The sequence below is a fragment of the Roseobacter sp. genome (genome assembly GCF_045106495.1).
Taxonomy (GTDB): Bacteria; Pseudomonadota; Alphaproteobacteria; order Rhodobacterales; family Rhodobacteraceae; genus Roseobacter.
In genome coordinates, this window is the sequence record NZ_JBGCEQ010000006.1 from 14,282 (window position 1) to 31,879 (window position 17,598).

A 17,598-nucleotide genomic window follows, 5' to 3' on the forward strand; every position below is an offset into this window, starting at 1 on the left:
TCTTTTACACTGCCTTTGAAGGTGCCAATTGGCAATGCAGCAAGAGCGTACTCGAACCCTGCCGAGGGGCTTTCGTTCATGATTTCTGGCCGATTTTCGGTTCAGTTCCGGCGCGTAATCGGGCGATATTGGCGCGGTGTCGCCACATAACAAGAGCCGTTAGAACCGCGCCCAGCACCAAGGCCGCGCCAGAGTTCAGGATCACCATCAGAAAGGTCGAAGAGGCTGCAGCCACAAGAGCGCCCATCGACGATATGCGCCAGACCAGCGCGCCGACCAGCCAGGCGATGCAGCAACCGACCCCTACGGGAAGGCTGAGCGCCAGCATGATGCCTAGAAAGGTCGCGACGCCCTTGCCCCCCGCAAATTTCAACCAGACCGGGTAGCAATGCCCGATCATTGCCATCAGCCCGGCAATTTGCGCTGTATCTTCGCCCCCAAAGTATCGCGCCAGCAAGACCGCTACCGCGCCCTTGCCTCCATCGAGGAGCAGAGTCAGGGCTGCTGCGGTTTTGTTTCCAGTCCGCAAAACATTTGTGGCCCCGATGTTGCCCGACCCAATGCTACGCAGGTTTCCAAGCCCCATCACACGGGCCAGAACCATGCCAAATGGGATCGACCCAAGGAGATACCCGATCAAGGCCCAAAGCATCAGAACGCTTGCAGAATGTTCGATGACGGGCATCAGGTCCTCTCAAAAACGCAGGTACCTGCGACATAGGTCGACAGGACCTTACCTTGCATCCGTGCGCCGTCAAACGGTGTGTTGCGCGATTTCGATTGCAGGGTTGCGCGGTCCATCAAAAAGGGCGCATCCGGGTCAAACAACACCAGATCGGCCGGGGCACCGGGTGTCAAACGCCCACTGTCCAGACCCAGACGATTGGCTGGATTGAGCGACATGGCGCGCCACAGAACAGGCAGGTCAATCAATCCCGCATGATAGAGCCGCATAGCCGCGGGCAGGAGTGTTTCAAGCGCGACAGCACCTGAAGCAGCTTCTTCAAAGGGCAGGCGTTTGCTTTCTTCGTCCTGCGGCGTGTGCATAGACGAAATCACGTCAATCAGCCCGGATTTGACCGCATCGGCCACCGCAAGCCTGTCTTGCTCGTCTCTGAGCGGTGGTTTGAGTTTAAAGAATGTTCGATAATCCGCGACATCCAGCGCGTTCAGGGTGAGGTGGTGGATGGATGTCCCAGCAGTGATGTCCAATCCGTTTTTCTTGGCGCGCTCTAGGGCTGGCAAGGCGCGTGCGCAAGTTATTTGATCTGCGTGATACCGCGCGCCCGTCATTTCGATCAACGCGATGTCACGGTCCAGCGCCATGCGTTCGGCCATCGGAGACACCGCAGGCAGTCCGCGCAGTGATGCGAATTTGCCGGACGTGGCTGTAGCCCCCTTGCTGAGGCCGGGGTCCTGCGGGTGGGCAATCACAAGCGCGCCAAGGCCGCGGGCATAGGTGAGCGCGCGGGAAAACACCTTGGTGTCCGTCACCACGCGATCGCAATCGGTGAAGGCCACGGCGCCTGCATCCATCAAGAAACCGATCTCGGTCATCTCGCGACCGTCGCGCCCCTTGGTCAGGGCCGCCATGGGCATCACGTTGACAGGCGCTGCTTCATTGGCGCGGCGGGTGACAAACTCAAGCGTTTCGGGGTTGTCGATGGCGGGTTCTGTGTCGGGCCGTGTCACCATGGTCGTCACGCCTCCAGCGGCGGCGGCGAGGCCGGCGGAGCGATAGGATTCCTTGTGGCGGTCGCCGGGCTCGCAGACCTTGACGCCGATGTCGACAATGCCGGGTGCGAGGTATTTGAGGTTGCAGTCGATGACCCGACCAGAGGTCAGCCGCGGCGCATCTTTGGGCAAGAGCTTGGTGATGCGCCCATGTTCAACCACAAGTCCGCCGATGGTGATCTCGTCCTTTTCCGGATCAACAAGACGGGCATTCAGGAAAGTCAGTTTCGTCATAAGGTCGGGCTCCGCAGGCTGAGCGATTTTTGTATGTCAGTTCGGTTTGCCCTCATGTGCCCACCCAAAACATCAGGCCTACCACGCCAAAGGCCACCAGCAGGGCTATCATCGCGATGCGGCCAGACATTTTGGGGTCTTTGGGATCGTTCATCCTGACATTCCTCTGCAACTCATCTGCTCAGTCCCCACAATGCCAATCCCAAGATCAACAGGGCGCCCAAGACAACAACGACGCTTCCGGCGCGGCCACGCCGGGGCGATATGACCTTGTTCTGTGTCGTGCCGGTGTAGGGTTTCGCGCTATCCGCTGCGATGGCACCGGTACCCGCCGGTGGCTGGTATTCTATGTATGTGCCTATCAAGGTCAGATCGACCGTAGGTGTGAGGATCACGTCGGCCCCTGCCGAACCATCGGAAAACAGCAAGAGAACATAGGCATCCAGCGCGTCCAGTTTATTGCGATCCGCGTCAATCTGGGTGTCTTCTACCGCGTAGCCTTCACTCAGATAGGTTGCTAATCCCACGCCAGTCAAATCGGAGACTGGAAAAATTTCCGCGCTTGCCGTGTCGAGATGCGGGTTATCAAGAAGTTGGCGCGCTAAATCTGCCTTAGGCAGGGTTTTCAGAGCATCGGAAATTTCAGCAGCGGGTTTGTTGATTGCAAAAACGCGGATCGTGCCGCCTTCGTGTGCCGGGATGGTCAACCGCGCGGTCATGCAGGCTCCGCCCGTGTCAATTGCAAGTTACGTGCGAGCAGATCCATGGCCGCCATGCGTACGGCAACGCCCATTTCCACCTGATCCTGAATAACGCTGCGATTGATATCATCAGCCAGCGTACCATCAATCTCGACACCTCTGTTCATCGGTCCGGGATGCATCACGATGGCATCTGGTTTGGCGTGGGATAGTTTTTCGGCATCAAGGCCATATCGGTGATAATACTCGCGCTCGCTGGGGATAAAACCACCATCCATGCGTTCTTTTTGCAAGCGTAGCATCATCACCACATCCACGTCTTTAAGCCCGTCTTGCATGTTATCAAAGACTTCTACACCAAATTCATTGATGCCTGAGGGCATCAGAGTGGGTGGGCCAATCAGACGCAGGCGGTTCTCCATTTTGCCCAGCAACATGATGTTGGACCGCGCGACCCGGGAGTGAGCGATGTCGCCGCAAATGGCGATTGACAGGCGGTGCAGACGGCCTTTGGCGCGGCGGATTGTGAGTGCATCCAGCAACGCTTGCGTGGGATGTTCATGGCGACCATCACCGGCGTTGAGAACGGCACAGTTCACCTTTTGCGCCAGCAGATCAACCGCCCCGGAATGTGGGTGGCGCACCACCAGCAGATCTGGATGCATGGCGTTTAGGGTCAGCGCCGTATCCACCAGAGTCTCGCCCTTTTTAACCGAACTGGCCTGCATCGCCATGTTCATCACATCTGCGCCAAGGCGCTTGCCCGCGATTTCGAAACTCGCTTGGGTGCGGGTCGAGTTTTCAAAGAACATATTGATCTGCGTCAGACCGGTCAGTGCATCGGAATGCTTTTCAGGTTGCCGGTTCAGCGCGGCGTAGGTGTCCGCCAAATCAAGCAGTGTGGTAATCTCATCGGGACGCAGGGCCTCGATACCCAGCAAGTGGCGGTGCGGAAACGTCATCAGCGGCAACCTATCTTGATTTGTCACCTTATAGGAAGCGGGTGCCTTGCGGGCAAGCAAGGGTTGCAGGTTTAAACCGCAGTTCAATTCACCGAAAGGTCAGCGTAGTGTGGCGCCATGGAATCAGCAGAATTTCACTCCGCTTTGGCGCTTTTGGATTGGCAGATCGAACTTGGCGCGACCGAGGCGATCTGCGACGCGCCGGTCAACTGCTATGATCTGCCCGACCGTTTGGTAAAACGTGATGTCAAATCCGCCGCGCTTGTGGAGTCCGGCCCCGTGCCTGCAGCACCCGAAATCGATCCTGTTGCGGAGGCTAAGCGTATCGCCCAGGCGGCGCCTACACTTGATGCGCTGAATACGGCACTGGCTAGTTATGAACACTGCGAATTGAAACGTGGTGCGCACAATCTGGTGTTTTCCGATGGTGTGCCGGGTGCGTCGGTCATGATAATTGGCGAGGCGCCCAGGCGTGACGAAGACCGTGAAGGGCGCCCTTTTGTCGGGCGCGCAGGGCAGTTGCTCGACAAGATGTTGTCGGCCATCGATATGGGCCGAGACCATGCTACATCGCCGGTCTACATCACTAATGTGCTGCCCTGGCGGCCGCCGCAAAACCGCGATCCGCACCCTGAAGAAATTGCGATGATGCGCCCCTTTCTGGAACGCCACATTGCTCTCGCACAACCGCAAATGCTTGTGATCATGGGAAATATCAGTGCACAGGCCTGTTTGGGCAAACGCGGTATCACCCGGCTGCGTGGGAATTGGGCAGAAGCTTTTGGTCTGCCAGCCCTGCCGATGTTTCACCCGGCTTACCTGTTGCGCCAACCTGCCGCCAAACGCGAGGCCTGGGCAGATTTGCTAAGTTTGAAGGCGCGTATCACCGGTGGTTGATCCTATTGTTCTTATTGCTTTTGTGCCTGCAGCGCTTGCGCTCAACCTCACCCCGGGGGCGGATATGATGTTTTGCCTGGGGCAGGGGCTGCGGTCCGGTCCAAAGGCCGCGTGGTTGGCCAGCGCGGGGATTGCCACCGGTGGTATGATCCATGTTCTTTTGGCAGGCGCCGGGCTGAGCGCGGTGCTTGCCTCGATGCCGCTGGCTTTTGATTTGATCCGATGGATGGGTGTGGGCTACCTCTTGTGGCTGGCCGTGAATGCGCTGCGTCGCGCGGCCGAGACCCCAGAGGCACGGGCCCTGCCGGATGGGCAGGCCTTCCGGCAGGGATTGTTCGTCAACCTGACAAACCCAAAGGTCATTCTCTTTGTGCTTGCTTTTGTGCCACAATTCATCCGCCCTGATGCCGGACCTGTGCTGATGCAATTCGCCGTGTTTGGTGGCGTGTTGGGTTTGGGTGGTTTCTTGATCAACGGGTTGGTCGGCGTTTTCGCGGGCTCAATGGGTCAGCGGTTGGCGCAGGGCAGCCGGGTCTTGGATTGGATTACGGCGGGCGTATTTACAACCCTCGCCCTGCGACTTGCCGTTTTGGAGAGGTCTTGAAGTGAGCCGAATTGATGAATCCAAAGACTTCATTCCGGTGCGTATCGCTGTTTTGACCGTATCCGACAGCCGTGGCTTGTCAGAAGACCGCTCGGGCGACACGCTGGTCCAGCGTCTGCTGGACGCGGGCCACGTATTGGCGGATCGGCGCATCCTGCCAGACGAACGTGCTGAGATCTCAACTCAGCTGCGGGCATGGTGCAAAGACAGTGGCATCGACGTCGTCATTTCTACCGGGGGCACTGGGCTGACTGGACGTGATGTTACCGTTGAAGCGCACAGAGATGTTTATGAAAAGGAAATCGATGCTTTTGGCACCGTTTTCACGATCGTTTCGATGCAGAAAATCGGTACAAGTGCGGTTCAAAGCCGCGCGACTGGCGGTGTCGCCAAGGGTACGTATCTTTTCGCCCTGCCTGGCAGCCCTGGCGCCTGCAAAGATGCCTGGGACGAAATTCTCTCAAAACAGCTGGATTTTCGGCATCGCCCCTGCAATTTCGTAGAAATTTTACCACGTCTGGCCGAACATCAGCGACGCAAATAACGTTTCAGTGCGTATAACGATTGCAGGTTGGTATGCACAGATTACCAACTAAGTTATAATACGGTGCAGTAAACCATTAGGATTTCGGCGAAATGCGGTTTTTACGCCAAAGCATGATTGGGTTTTTTCTGTCGGCGGTGACGCTGGGTCTTTTGGCCTATGCGGGCCAACTGGTGGGCAGCGCTATTCAGGATCGACTGGCGGAAGAACCAGCTGCTGCGGGATCGCGGGAACGGGTTTTCGCAGTTGACCTGATCCGCGCCGAAGCTCAGACGGTGAACCCTCAGCTTGAAACTTTTGGCGAGATAAACTCCCGTCGCACTCTGGAGTTACGTGCAGCCATCGCAGGGCGCATCGTCGAGCTTTCGGATGCCTTTGAGGATGGAGGGCGCGTGCGCGGCGGAGATGTGTTGGTGCGGATTGACCCTGCAGATATGCAAGCGGCGCTGGATCGTGCCAAGGCAGATTTGGCGGATGCACAGGCCGAGGTCAGCGACGCGGCGCGTACACTGGATTTGGCGCGGGATGAAGAAGCCGCCGCCGAAGATCAGGTGACTTTGCGTCAGAAAGCCTATCGACGCCAAGTGGATTTGGCCGCCCGGGGTGTCGGGACATCGGCTTCGATCGAAACAGCCGAGCTTGCGGAAGCTGCGGCACGGGCGACCGTTCTGGCACGCCGGCAGGTTGTAACGCAAGCCGAAGCGCGCATCGACCAGGCGGCCACTCGTTTGGTCCGTGCACGTATCGCTTTGGAGGAGGCCAAGCGGGATCTGAACGATACCACCGTGCGTGCCCCGTTTGATGGCACACTCAGTAAAACGGCTGTGGTGGCGGGGCGTTTGGTTTCGGCGAACGAACGTTTGGCGGATCTGATTGACCCGGAAGACCTCGAAGTGGCTTTCAGGATGTCAACTGCGCAATACGCGCGTTTGTTGGATGCGCAAGGTGACCTGATTGCAGCACCGGTGACCGCAACACTCGATGTAACGGGCGTTGATCTGCAAGCAACGGGTGTATTGAGCCGCGTCGGCGCAGCCACGGCCGAAACCCAGACAGGCCGGCTGGTATTTGCGCGTTTGACTGATGCACCCGGGTTTCGACCCGGCGATTTTGTTTCGCTCAGCGTCACCGAGCCACCGCTTGAAAACGTCGTTCGATTGCCCGCCTCTGCGCTCAATGCGCGTGGCGAAGTATTGGTTTTGGGAAGCGATGACAGGTTGCAAGCCCTTTCTGTAACGCTACTCCGGCGTCAAGGTGACGATGTGCTGGTACGAAGCGATGAATTGATCGGGCGCGATGTGATCCGCGCGCAGACGCCGCTGTTGGGGCCGGGGATCACGGTACGACCCATGCGCCGGGAGAGCGAAAAAACGGTTGTTTCGCGGGATATGCTGGCGCTTTCTGAAGAGCGTCGTGCGCGGTTGGTCGCCTTTGTTGAGAACAACCGGGCGATGCCGCAAGACGCAAAGGCACGCGTTCTGGCGCAATTGGCAGAGCCTGAAGTGGCCGCGGCTGTGGTGGCACGCATTGAAAGTCGCATGGGAGGTTAGGGTTTTATGACGCGGCGCGTCTCTGATACGGCTGGCGGTGTCCTTTCTTATTTCGCGCGCCATCGCACCGTTGCGAACCTCGTTCTTGTGGTCATGGTGATTGCAGGATTTGCTGCTTTGCCAAATATGCGCACGCAGTTTTTCCCCGATACGATCCTCGATCGGGTCACGGTCAACACAACCTGGGAGCATGCTGGTGCGGATGATGTGGACCGCGCCGTGATCCAGGTGCTGGAGCCCGCTTTGCGTGTGGTCGAAGGTGTCGAGAGCACTGAGTCGTCCGCCGAGCAAGGACGCGCCAAGATTACTTTGCACTTTGAGCCCAATTGGGACATGACGCGCGCGACGGGCGAGGTTCAGGACGCGGTGGCGGGGGTGACGGATCTGCCTGATGGTGCAGATGAGCCGGAAGTGCGGCGCGCTGTCTGGCGCGACCGCGTGACGGATGTTGTGATCACTGGACCGGTTGGACCCCAACAGCTTGGGAATTTTGCTGATGAATTCGTGAACCGCCTTTTCGCGGCAGGGATTACGCGCGCAAGCATCCGCGGCGTCGCGGCCCCGCGCATAACCGTCGAAGTGCCTACGCTGCAACTCATTTCCTACGATGTGACCATGTCCGAGATTGCCGAAGCGATTGCTGCTGAAGTGGATGTCACGCCTGCGGGCAGCGTAACAGGCGCGAACACACGGGTGCGCACCGGGTCCGAGAAAAGAGAGCCGGACGAGATTGCAGGGATCGTGTTGCGGTCAAATCCGGATGGCTCGAAGCTGACAATCGGTGATGTGGCAACGATCACCAAGGAAAGCGGAGACCGGAACCGCGCCTATTTTGTAGGTGAAAATCCGGCCATTTCTGTGCGCGTGGACCGGTCAGCCGAAGGCGATGCAATTGAGATTCAGGCTACAGTTGAAGAGATTGCAGCGGATTTGCAGGCAACTCTGCCCGCAGGCTCCACACTGGAATTGATCCGCACGCGGTCCGCCTCAATTTCCAGCCGCCTTGATCTTCTTGTCGACAATGGTTTGATCGGGCTGGGATTGGTTTTGGGGCTTTTGTTTCTGTTCCTCAATGCGCGCACTGCCTTTTGGGTGGCTGCAGGTATTCCGGCGGCGATGTTGGCCGCAATTGCGCTCATGTATGCGGGCGGGATCACCTTGAACATGGTCTCGCTCTTTGGCTTGATCATCACGCTTGGGATCGTGGTCGATGACGCCATTGTGGTGGGCGAGCACGCCGATTACAGGGCGCGTCACCTGAAAGAGGACCCGTTCGTGGCGGCTGAATCTGCAGCGCGCCGCATGTCGGTTCCTGTTTTTGCAGCAACTCTGACGACTATTATTGCGTTTTTTGGTCTCCTGACTGTCGGTGGACGATTTGGTACACTCATCAAGGACATACCCCTGACGGTGATCGCCGTTCTGATTGCCTCTTTGGTTGAGTGTTTCCTGATCTTGCCAAACCACATGGCGCATTCTATCGCCCGCGCCAAGGAGACTGGTTTTTCCAAAGGAAAACTGGCTGCAGCTCTTGCCGTGGTTGTCGTTGTGGTCGGCGGAATGGCGGCATTTCTTCGCAGGCTCTGGCTCGCACCGCCGGATGCCATGATCTCAGATCTGCCTTATGCCAGTGACGTGACAACCGGAGTTCTGGCCATCGGCGGGATTGCCGCGCTGTTTCTTGTGATGCCACGGCACCGCAAGGTTTTTGCGATGGAGTGGATGGGCATGCGCGGCATCGATTGGCCTTCGACGCTGGTCAACTACGGGTTTAACTGGGTCCGGGATACCCTTTTTCGTCCCTTTATGGCCGGGGTGATTGCAGCACGGTATGTGGTGTTGGCCGGGCTAGTCGTTTTGCTCGCCAGTCAGGTTGCGGTTTTCATCAGAGGCGACGTGCAATGGCGGTTTTTCAATGCGCCTGAGCGTGGTTCGGTTTCTGGAAATTTCGCAATGACCGAAGGGGCAACGCGGGAAGATTCCATCGCGATGATGCGGGAGTTGCAACGCGCGACAGCGGAACTCGGCCTAGAATACGAAAAAACCTATGGTGTCAATCCGGTTGAATTCGTTTTGTCGGAAGTTGGTGGCAATACCGGCCGGGGGTTGGACGGGACCGAAGCAAAAGCCAGGGATTTGTTGGGAGGCATTTCGATAGAACTGATCGATGCCGACCTTCGACCCTATTCCAGTTTCGCCTTTACAGCTGACTTGCGGGACCGGGTTGTAAATCATCCACTTGTGGAGACCGTTTCCTTTCGCGGCTGGCGGTCCGGTCAGGGTGGAGATGCGTTGAGCGTACGCTTTTCCGGCGGCGATACCAAAATCCTAAAACGAGCCAGCCTCGATTTGCAGGACGCTCTTTTGGAATACCCCGAAGTGCTCGCGGTGCAGGACAACCTTGCCTATGGTAAAGAAGAACTGATCCTCAACCTTACGGCCAAAGGTCAGGCGCTGGGGTTCAAGATCGATGCTTTGGGTCGCGTGCTCAGCAACCGCTTGGGCGGGATCGAAGCCGCAAAATATCCCGACGGCAGCCGCAGCGCTACAATTCAGGTCGAATTGCCGGAAAACGAACTGACGTCCGATTTTCTTGAGCGCACACAGATGCGCACGCCCGACGGAATATATGTACCCCTGGCCGATATCGTGAATGTGCAGAACCGCGATGGGTTTCGAACCGTCAAACGTCAAAATGGCGTCCGGGTTGTTTCGGTCAGTGGAGACATTACCGAAGACGATCCCGAACGCGCAGCGGAGATACAGCGAGCCTTAACTGAGGACATTCTGCCGAGGATCGCCAGCGAGCGTCAGGTTTCCTGGGAACTGTCAGGGCTGGCGGAACAGGAACAAGAGTTTCTGAATGACGCGACGACCGGGCTGATCCTGTGCCTTGTGGGCATATTTCTGGTGTTGGCCTGGGTCTTTGGCAGTTGGTCGCGCCCGGTGTTGATTATGGCGATCATACCTTTTGGTCTGATCGGAACGATCTACGGGCATGTGGTTTGGGAAGTGCCCCTGAGCATGTTCACCGTCGTTGGCCTGTTGGGCATGACCGGCATCATCATCAACGATTCCATCGTTTTGATCACGACCATTGATGAATATGCGCAAGATCGCGGCCTGATCCCTTCCATCATTGACGGCACTGCAGACAGATTGCGGCCTGTCATGCTTACCACAATGACCACGGTTTTGGGTATGACGCCGCTGCTCTATGAAAGCAGCCGTCAGGCACAGTTTCTCAAGCCGACGGTGATCACGCTGGTCTATGGTTTGGGTTTCGGTATGGTTCTGGTGATGCTGATTGTGCCAGCTCTGGTGGCCGTGTCGCATGACGTGTCGCGTCAGATGACAGCCATGCGCCGGAGTCTCAAGGCGCCGGTTTTGGGTATACGACTGGCTTTTGCGAGCCTTTGGGTGCTTGTTCTGGTCTGGGCTTGGGTCACTTTGGGTATTGCCATTTGGCACGGAGCACTCGCGCCGGAAATGGCCGCACTTGTGCCCGCGGTGGAAACTTGGCCCGCAATGCCTGCCGCGCTGTTCTTGTTTGTCGTTGGCGCTGGGCTTGTTGTTTTTTTCGCCTATGCGATTGCGGCGCTGTCCATGATGCTGCGCCAACGTCGGTCCCTGGTCTAGCCAGCGTCGCAGCCTCTGATGTCAATCGCGTGATCTTTGCCCAAAACCGTCAAACGGATGGCAGACCGATCAACACCAATTGTGCCTCCTTCCACATGTATCATTTCGGATACGGCGGTTATGCGGTTGCCGGACCGTTGGGTAACGGCCTCACTGACCCAGACATCCGCAATGCCCGGTTCAATCACCATGACTTCGTCCTGCCCAGCAGAGGGTGCTGAAACACGCGCCTCAATGCGAAGCCCATCACGCGTGGGTTCAATCAAGCAGGAGGCTGCTGTGACACCAGCTTCTTTTGCGGTGTAGGGCCGTTGCGCCAACGCCGCGGCAATCGCAGGGGTTGGTTTGCTGCCCCCGCCCTCCAGCGTGGTATCGAAATTGAGGGTGTGCGGTACGCAAATATCCGAACAAATGCCAATGCCCATGTCGAGTTTGATCGAAATGGGCTTTCCCGCCTCGGACGGAGCAAGCACGACCGGAATCACCAACTCGTTCTCATACCCGATTGATCGCATTCCATTTTGGTCAAAAACCTTGGGCGTGGGCCAGGTCAAGGCGACCGAATGCAAATTACGTGACCCGGACCAATTGAAACTCGGCGGGATGCCTGCGTCACCGGGCGCGCGCCAATAGGTTTTCCAACCCGGTTCCAACGATAAGCGGATGCCTGTCATTCGGGAGCCATCATCTCGTATCCAGCCGGGTAAGATTTCTGCCGAAACCGGCATGTTAAATCGATCCTGAGCAGCAATCGGAAACGCAGCAAAGCAGGCGAGTACAGCAGTGGCAAACATTTTTTTCATCATTTTGATATGGTCGAGCACGATTGAAATGCCAAGTCACGATCAGGTTAGCCATGTTTCGCCGTCTGCTGTTGTATGCCTCTTGCACCAATAGGAAGCTCAGGTCATTCTATATCTATGGGGGTTCGCATATCTGAGTCAGAAACGCTTGATTTGACCGGCTCGCTTTTGGTGGCGATGCCATCAATGGGCGATATCCGATTCGAGAAGTCGGTGATCTTGCTCTGTGCCTACTCGGACAAGGGTGCCATGGGCTTGATTGTCAACAAACAAAGCGCTGATGTCCGCATGAGCGATGTGCTGGACCAACTGGAGATTGAACCCACGCCGAAGGCGGCACAGATGCCGGTGTTTTTTGGCGGACCTGTTGAGACGGGGCGGGGTTTTGTTCTGCATTCGAATGACTACCAATCAAGCTTGCAAACGCTGGCGGTGCCCGGCGGCTACGGCATGACCGCAACCTTGGATATTCTGGAAGAGATTGCCCGCGACGCGGGACCTGCCCGGGCTTTGATGACGCTTGGATATGCCGGGTGGGGCCCTGGGCAGTTGGAAGCCGAGATAGCAGGCAACGGGTGGCTGACAACCGAAGCGACGAGCAAATTGGTGTTTGAGACATCACCGGAACGTAAATGGTTTCAGGCGGTCAAGAGTATTGGTATTGATCCGCTCGGATTGTCTGCGACGGCCGGTCGCGCATGAACAATTCTTTGGTTGGTCTGCGGCCCAACCTAGGGCATGCGTGGTGCGGAAGCGCGATTAAGTCGGTCGTTTATGGCATTGCCCAAACCGTGCATGGGGATCGGTGCCACAGCGATCGGGCGGTTCAGATCATCCAGGCGATGTAAGTGGTCAAAAAGATTGGCCGCAGCCTCGTACAGGTCTCCTGATACCGACAGGTTGAGATCACAGGCCATCGGTCCAAAACCCAGCAAGAGTTCCCCGGGCGCGGCTGAGGTTGCGTTCATTCTGAGCGTTGCGTTTGGGGCGTAGTGCGACGCAAGTTGTCCTGGGGCGGTCACCGTTTCGTTGGAGCTTGGACGCGGCAGATTGGATAGGCGTAAGCCCAATGATGCCTCAATGGCCTCCAAAGGCAATCCGCCTGCGCGCAACAGGGTCGGTTCTGGCACGAGGCCAACGATTGTGCTCTCAAGCCCAACAGAACACGCGCCGTCATCCACAACCGCCGTTACGCGCCCACCCAAGCCCTGAACCACATGATCGGCGGTCGTAGGGCTGATCCGGCCCGAGGGATTGGCCGAGGGGGCCGCCACCGGGCCGCCAAACGTTTCCAGCAGGACCTGGGCAGAAGCTTGAGCAGGCGCGCGCAAGGCCACCGTCGGAAGGCCAGCGGTCACCAGCGGCGATAGTCCATGGTCTTCCGCGAGAGGCAGAACCAGGGTCAGAGGGCCCGGCCAAAAAGCTCTGGCAAGAATATCGGCGGTGTCGGACCAAACCACATATCGGCGCGCAGCAGAGATGCTCGGCACGTGGACGATTAAGGGGTTGAAATGGGGGCGGTCCTTGGCGGCAAAGATACCGGCAACCGCTGCGCCATTGCGGGCATCGGCACCAAGCCCATACACCGTCTCAGTTGGGAAGGCGACGAGGCTGCCTTTTGCCAGTAGTGCAGCAGCGCGTGCCAGTCCAGCCGCGTCGGGTTGCAGGATCAGCGGTGAGGTCTTATTCATCACGCTCCGTGACGCCGCGTTTTTATTGCCCAAGGCGGCGATGCGGCACATGTTCAAACGCAAGGACCCATATAGGGCCAAATCTTGCTTGCCAAGACCAACGCGCGGTCAATCGGAGACACCACAATGCCCTATCATGCACCCGTAGATGGGTTTTCCTTTTTACTGAAACATGTGGTGGATTACGCAAAACTGCGCGAAACAGATCGTTTTGCAGAGGCAACGGATGATGTTACCGATGCGATTCTGGCAGAAGCGGGAAAGCTTTCAAATGAAGTTCTGGCGCCGCTTCAACGCGCTGGAGACCTCAACCCCGCAAGACTGGAAAACGGAGTTGTGCGCACATCGCCTGGGTTTGCTGAGGCTTGGAAAGCCATCGCCGAGGGCGGATGGGTCGGGATGGCCGCGGACCCCGCCCATGGCGGGATGGGTTTGCCTATGACCTTGACGTCTGCGGTCAACGAAATGATGAGTGGCGCATGTATATCGCTGCAACTCGCCCCTTTGATGAGCCAGGGCCAGATCGAGGCACTGCAACATCATGCCAGCGAAGACATAAAGGCGCTTTACCTGCCTAAATTGACGGCAGGCGACTGGACAGGCACGATGAACCTGACCGAACCGCACGCAGGCTCTGATGTGGGTGCTTTGTCGACAAAAGCCGAAGACAATGGCGATGGCACATTTGCGATTACGGGCCAGAAAATATACATCAGCTGGGGCGATCACGATGTGGCTGAGAACGTGTGCCATCTTGTACTGGCGCGTCTGCCGGGTGCGCCTGCGGGCACAAAAGGCATCAGTCTGTTCCTGGTACCCAAGTTTGTTCCAAACTCGGACGGCACCCTGGGCGCGGGAAACAGCCTCAAAGTGGTCAGTCTGGAACATAAACTTGGCCTGCATGGATCTCCGACCGCAGTGATGCAGTTTGACGCAGCAACAGGTGTCTTGATTGGTCAGGAACAGGAGGGAATGGCCGCGATGTTCACCATGATGAACAATGCACGCCTTGGTGTTGGTGGCCAGGGCATTGGCGTTGCAGAAGCTGCATTTCAACACGCGTGCGACTATGCCACTGACCGCAAGCAAGGCCGGGTATTGAGAGCAGGTGGTACCGGCACGATTGTGGATCACGCCGATGTGCGGCGCATGTTGATGACCATGAAAGCGGACGTTTTTGCCGCCCGCGCCATTGCTCTGAGCTGCGCGATGGCGATTGATATGGCGCATGCCACAAGGGATGCCGACTGGGATGCCCGTGCGGCGTTTTTGACACCCATTGCCAAGGCATTTGGTTCGGACACCGGTATTGCAGTTGCTGAGATGGGCGTACAAGTACACGGAGGCATGGGAGTCATTGAAGAAACCGGTGCCGCGCAATTCAGTCGTGACGTGCGCGTGACCGCCATTTATGAAGGCACCAACGGCATCCAGGCCATGGACCTTGTGGCACGCAAAATGATGGATGGCGGAGATACTGCCGCGCGTCTTTTTGACGAGATTGAAACTTGTGCAGAGGCTGCCCGCGCCGTTCTGCCAGACCTTGCTGAACCCGTCTGGCAGGCGTCGGAAAGCCTCAGGGAGGTGACAGAGTGGTTGGTCGCAGAACCTGACTTGAATACGCGGTTTGCTGGTGCGGTGCCCTATCTGCGGGCATTCGCGCGGGTCTTGGGCGGATATATGCACCTCAAGGCTGCCTTGGCAGACAAAGGCGGCGCGCATGAAGCGCTGGCGCGTTTTTACATCAAACGGCTATTGCCAGAGCACCTTGGTCTCCTGGCGCATGCACGGGCAGGTGCGGAAGATCTATATGCGCTGAGCGCTGACGGATTGGCCGCCTGATGAAAGATCAAGTTCCAGCAGGCCTGCGGTATCCGTGGGAGCAAGCACCATCCGAAGGTGAAGCCACCGAGGTGGCTCCAGGCGTTCTGTGGATGCGGTTGCCACTGCCGATGAAGCTGGACCATGTGAATGTCTACGCGCTGGATGATGGCGACGCATGGACAGTGGTCGATACGGGATTTGCCTCCAAAAGAACAAAATCGATCTGGCAAAAACTTATGGCAGGGGCCCTGCAAGGCAAGCCTATCAGCCGCGTTGTTGTCACACATCATCACCCGGATCATATGGGTTTGGCCGGTTGGTTGCAGTCAAACCATAATGCCGAGCTGATCACCACGCGAACGGCTTGGCTCTTTGCGCGTATGCTGACCTTGGATGACCAGCCGTTGCCATCGCAGGAAAGCAGGGCTTTTTACCGTAGCGCCGGTATGGACGCTGAGATTTTCGCGCAGCGGACACAAGAAAGACCCTTCAACTTTTCGGACGTCGTCGCGCCAATGCCTTTGGGTTACAAGCGGATCAAACAGGGCGACGTGATCGAAATGGGTGGACGTACCTGGGACATCCATATCGGCAACGGCCATGCGCCGGAACATGCGACTTTCTGGAGCCGTGACGACAATCTGGTGCTGGCGGGAGATCAGATATTGCCCTCAATCAGCCCCAACATTGGTGTTTATGCTACAGAGCCCATGGCCGATCCGATAGCGGACTGGTTGGAGGCTTGTGAACGGCTTTCAATACTGGCCCGCACGGACCATCTGGTTCTGGGAGGCCACAAACTGCCCTTTACAGGATTGCCGATGCGGATGCGGCAATTGATCGACAACCATCATGGCGCACTGTCCCGTTTGCTGGAGTTCCTCGATGTGCCAAAATCGGCAGCGGAATGTTTTACCCCTCTATTCAAACGAAGTATTGGACCCTCTGAGTACGGCTTGGCGCTGGTGGAAGCCGTTGCCCATGTGAGCCATCTTTACCAGGCAGGGCTTGCTACACGACGGCGACGCGAAGATGGTGCTTGGGTATACCAACGCGGAGGATGAAATATGGGTGAGGACATTGCAACCGCAGCTGAGGCAATTGAAGCCGATGTATTGCCGCGCGTTTATGAGGTCCATTGTGACCCCAACACCCCCGAAAGCGCCGGGCCAAGCGTACCGGATGCCTTGAAGTCTAAACCGGTTGCGCAAAAATCCCCCGCGCAATGGGCCTACGAACGCATTGTTCTCTACCTCAAGAATTTCGAAGAGCAACTCGACAGTTCTCACGAAGTTGCCATGGGGTTTACGGGTGGGGAGGTGGGTGTTTTGCGTATCGAAGGCATGGGCTATTTTGACCCGGACATCATCACCTTCTACGGAACAGACAGCGCGGGCGGCAAAACCCAACTCATTCAGCATGTTAGCCAGTTGAACGTCATGTTGCGGGCCCTGCCAAAACCGGATGCCAAAATTGAGGCCAGGCGCATCGGGTTTCGTTTGGCGAAGGACATTGAGAAAAGTGAATAAAGTCTCTGCAGCCGGATGAGCATCAAGCGCATTCAATTTTGGCGGGAAATTGCGGTGATGGGTGACATCTGCTGCCGAATCCATTAGGGCTGGTGGCAATATTACAAAAAGGGCTGCGGCAATGGCAGAGCACAAACACGGTGACATGGATATCACCACGCAAGAAAAGACTTTTGACGGCTTCATGAACTGGACCACAAAGATTGTGATCGGAATAATCGTCTTGTTTGTCTGGATGGCAATTTTCATCACGTGACATTGATGTCGGTGGGGGTCGCGTGATGCGCGCTTTGATTGTGCTGGTCCTTGTGACCCTGTTGACCGGCTGCGCAATATCCTCACCTTTTGAGGCCACGCCAGAAGAAATAGCTGCCAAATCCTATACCGCGGATGGGCCACCCAAGCTGACTGTTTTCACCGTGGTGAACAACAATTCTGGCAGCGGCGGGCATTCCGCTCTTATGGTGTCGGGATCACAGCGGGTGATTTTTGACCCTGCAGGCTCATTTTTTCATGCGGATGTGGCGGAACGCGGGGACGTTCTTTACGGCATGACGCCGGGCTGGGTGCAAGCTTACAAAAGCGCCCATGCGCGCAGTACGTATCACGTTGTCACTCAGGAATTTACTGTTACCCCCGAACAAGCGGAAATCGCATTGCAATTAGTGCGCGCCAATGGCGCTGTTCCCGGTGCCTTTTGCACACAGTCCACGTCTTCGATTTTGAGCCAGGTGCCGGGATTTGAGGACGTAGAGACAACATTTTTTCCAATCAGATTCATGAAACAGCTGGATCAGCGTCCGGATGTCGTGACCGACACTTACTATGAAAACGATGCGGGCGATGTGCGCGATGGCATTGTCGCCGCGCAAAGCTGACTATCGGG

Annotated in this window: 17 protein-coding genes; 11 read left to right on the plus strand and 6 right to left on the minus strand. The window is 57.1% G+C overall.

Annotated elements, in window-relative coordinates; all coding sequences use genetic code 11:
* Window positions 1-76: 76 nt before the first annotated feature.
* From plsY to AB8B75_RS05580, 4 genes are all read right to left on the minus strand, one after another.
* On the minus strand, window positions 77-685 hold the full coding sequence (gene plsY, locus AB8B75_RS05565) for a glycerol-3-phosphate 1-O-acyltransferase PlsY (protein ID WP_405360500.1): 609 nt from the start codon (window positions 683-685) through the stop codon (window positions 77-79).
* Window positions 685-1,968, minus strand: a complete 1,284-nt coding sequence (gene pyrC / locus AB8B75_RS05570; RefSeq protein WP_405360502.1) for a dihydroorotase — start codon at window positions 1,966-1,968, stop codon at window positions 685-687. Before pyrC ends, plsY begins: the two co-directional genes overlap by 1 nt.
* A gap of 173 nt (window positions 1,969-2,141) precedes the next feature.
* Window positions 2,142-2,687, minus strand: a complete 546-nt coding sequence (locus tag AB8B75_RS05575) for a hypothetical protein (protein WP_405360504.1) — start codon at window positions 2,685-2,687, stop codon at window positions 2,142-2,144.
* Window positions 2,684-3,631 (minus strand): aspartate carbamoyltransferase catalytic subunit, encoded by a 948-nt coding sequence (locus tag AB8B75_RS05580; RefSeq protein ID WP_405360506.1) that lies wholly within the window; start codon window positions 3,629-3,631, stop codon window positions 2,684-2,686. The genes AB8B75_RS05575 and AB8B75_RS05580 overlap by 4 nt, the downstream gene beginning before the upstream one ends.
* A 117-nt stretch (window positions 3,632-3,748) precedes the next feature.
* Here AB8B75_RS05580 and AB8B75_RS05585 point away from each other — a divergent pair, with 117 nt between their 5' ends.
* From AB8B75_RS05585 to AB8B75_RS05605, 5 genes are all read left to right on the plus strand, one after another.
* Window positions 3,749-4,528, plus strand: a complete 780-nt coding sequence (locus AB8B75_RS05585) for a uracil-DNA glycosylase family protein (protein WP_405360508.1) — start codon at window positions 3,749-3,751, stop codon at window positions 4,526-4,528.
* Entirely contained in the window at window positions 4,521-5,132 is a 612-nt protein-coding gene (locus AB8B75_RS05590; RefSeq protein ID WP_405360510.1) for a LysE family translocator, read from the plus strand. The genes AB8B75_RS05585 and AB8B75_RS05590 overlap by 8 nt, the downstream gene beginning before the upstream one ends.
* Before the next feature lies 1 nt (window position 5,133).
* A complete protein-coding gene (gene moaB, locus AB8B75_RS05595; RefSeq protein WP_405360511.1) occupies window positions 5,134-5,676 on the plus strand; it encodes a molybdenum cofactor biosynthesis protein B in 543 nt (180 codons plus the stop codon).
* A gap of 92 nt (window positions 5,677-5,768) precedes the next feature.
* Window positions 5,769-7,226, plus strand: a complete 1,458-nt coding sequence (locus AB8B75_RS05600; protein WP_405360512.1) for an efflux RND transporter periplasmic adaptor subunit — start codon at window positions 5,769-5,771, stop codon at window positions 7,224-7,226.
* Window positions 7,227-7,232: 6 nt separating this feature from the next.
* On the plus strand, window positions 7,233-10,865 hold the full coding sequence (locus tag AB8B75_RS05605; protein ID WP_405360513.1) for an efflux RND transporter permease subunit: 3,633 nt from the start codon (window positions 7,233-7,235) through the stop codon (window positions 10,863-10,865).
* Here AB8B75_RS05605 and AB8B75_RS05610 read toward each other — a convergent pair.
* Window positions 10,862-11,659 (minus strand): protein-disulfide reductase DsbD domain-containing protein, encoded by a 798-nt coding sequence (locus AB8B75_RS05610; RefSeq protein ID WP_405360515.1) that lies wholly within the window; start codon window positions 11,657-11,659, stop codon window positions 10,862-10,864. The two genes, AB8B75_RS05605 and AB8B75_RS05610, sit on opposite strands and share 4 nt — an antisense overlap.
* A 126-nt stretch (window positions 11,660-11,785) precedes the next feature.
* Here AB8B75_RS05610 and AB8B75_RS05615 point away from each other — a divergent pair, with 126 nt between their 5' ends.
* Window positions 11,786-12,370, plus strand: a complete 585-nt coding sequence (locus AB8B75_RS05615; RefSeq protein ID WP_405360516.1) for a YqgE/AlgH family protein — start codon at window positions 11,786-11,788, stop codon at window positions 12,368-12,370.
* 29 nt (window positions 12,371-12,399) lie between these two features.
* Here AB8B75_RS05615 and AB8B75_RS05620 read toward each other — a convergent pair whose 3' ends face one another.
* On the minus strand, window positions 12,400-13,359 hold the full coding sequence (locus AB8B75_RS05620; RefSeq protein WP_405360518.1) for an L-threonylcarbamoyladenylate synthase: 960 nt from the start codon (window positions 13,357-13,359) through the stop codon (window positions 12,400-12,402).
* Between the two features lie 126 nt (window positions 13,360-13,485).
* Here AB8B75_RS05620 and AB8B75_RS05625 point away from each other — a divergent pair, with 126 nt between their 5' ends.
* The 5 genes from AB8B75_RS05625 (at window position 13,486) to AB8B75_RS05645 (ending at window position 17,590) form a co-directional block, all read left to right on the plus strand.
* Window positions 13,486-15,201: an acyl-CoA dehydrogenase gene (locus AB8B75_RS05625; RefSeq protein WP_405360519.1), complete on the plus strand. Its 1,716-nt coding sequence runs from the start codon at window positions 13,486-13,488 to the stop codon at window positions 15,199-15,201.
* Entirely contained in the window at window positions 15,201-16,247 is a 1,047-nt protein-coding gene (locus tag AB8B75_RS05630) for an MBL fold metallo-hydrolase (RefSeq protein ID WP_405360521.1), read from the plus strand. The genes AB8B75_RS05625 and AB8B75_RS05630 overlap by 1 nt, the downstream gene beginning before the upstream one ends.
* 3 nt (window positions 16,248-16,250) lie before the next feature.
* Entirely contained in the window at window positions 16,251-16,712 is a 462-nt protein-coding gene (locus tag AB8B75_RS05635; RefSeq protein ID WP_405360523.1) for a DUF6173 family protein, read from the plus strand.
* 121 nt (window positions 16,713-16,833) lie between these two features.
* Window positions 16,834-16,968 (plus strand): aa3-type cytochrome c oxidase subunit IV, encoded by a 135-nt coding sequence (locus AB8B75_RS05640; RefSeq protein WP_405360524.1) that lies wholly within the window; start codon window positions 16,834-16,836, stop codon window positions 16,966-16,968.
* Between the two features lie 25 nt (window positions 16,969-16,993).
* Complete coding sequence (locus AB8B75_RS05645) at window positions 16,994-17,590, plus strand: hypothetical protein (protein ID WP_405360525.1); 597 nt, start codon at window positions 16,994-16,996, stop codon at window positions 17,588-17,590.
* Window positions 17,591-17,598 lie beyond the last annotated feature (8 nt).

What these genes read in the sequence shown, in the direction of transcription:
- plsY (WP_405360500.1), bottom strand. Translation starts at nt 685, where the DNA reads ATGCCCGTCATCGAACATTCTGCAAGCGTTCTGATGCTTTGGGCCTTG.
- pyrC (WP_405360502.1), bottom strand. Translation starts at nt 1,968, where the DNA reads ATGACGAAACTGACTTTCCTGAATGCCCGTCTTGTTGATCCGGAAAAG.
- AB8B75_RS05575 (WP_405360504.1), bottom strand. Translation starts at nt 2,687, where the DNA reads ATGACCGCGCGGTTGACCATCCCGGCACACGAAGGCGGCACGATCCGC.
- AB8B75_RS05580 (WP_405360506.1), bottom strand. Translation starts at nt 3,631, where the DNA reads ATGACGTTTCCGCACCGCCACTTGCTGGGTATCGAGGCCCTGCGTCCC.
- AB8B75_RS05585 (WP_405360508.1), top strand. Translation starts at nt 3,749, where the DNA reads ATGGAATCAGCAGAATTTCACTCCGCTTTGGCGCTTTTGGATTGGCAG.
- AB8B75_RS05600 (WP_405360512.1), top strand. Translation starts at nt 5,769, where the DNA reads ATGCGGTTTTTACGCCAAAGCATGATTGGGTTTTTTCTGTCGGCGGTG.
- AB8B75_RS05605 (WP_405360513.1), top strand. Translation starts at nt 7,233, where the DNA reads ATGACGCGGCGCGTCTCTGATACGGCTGGCGGTGTCCTTTCTTATTTC.
- AB8B75_RS05610 (WP_405360515.1), bottom strand. Translation starts at nt 11,659, where the DNA reads ATGTTTGCCACTGCTGTACTCGCCTGCTTTGCTGCGTTTCCGATTGCT.
- AB8B75_RS05615 (WP_405360516.1), top strand. Translation starts at nt 11,786, where the DNA reads ATGGGGGTTCGCATATCTGAGTCAGAAACGCTTGATTTGACCGGCTCG.
- AB8B75_RS05620 (WP_405360518.1), bottom strand. Translation starts at nt 13,359, where the DNA reads ATGAATAAGACCTCACCGCTGATCCTGCAACCCGACGCGGCTGGACTG.
- AB8B75_RS05625 (WP_405360519.1), top strand. Translation starts at nt 13,486, where the DNA reads ATGCCCTATCATGCACCCGTAGATGGGTTTTCCTTTTTACTGAAACAT.
- AB8B75_RS05630 (WP_405360521.1), top strand. Translation starts at nt 15,201, where the DNA reads ATGAAAGATCAAGTTCCAGCAGGCCTGCGGTATCCGTGGGAGCAAGCA.
- AB8B75_RS05635 (WP_405360523.1), top strand. Translation starts at nt 16,251, where the DNA reads ATGGGTGAGGACATTGCAACCGCAGCTGAGGCAATTGAAGCCGATGTA.
- AB8B75_RS05640 (WP_405360524.1), top strand. Translation starts at nt 16,834, where the DNA reads ATGGCAGAGCACAAACACGGTGACATGGATATCACCACGCAAGAAAAG.
- AB8B75_RS05645 (WP_405360525.1), top strand. Translation starts at nt 16,994, where the DNA reads ATGCGCGCTTTGATTGTGCTGGTCCTTGTGACCCTGTTGACCGGCTGC.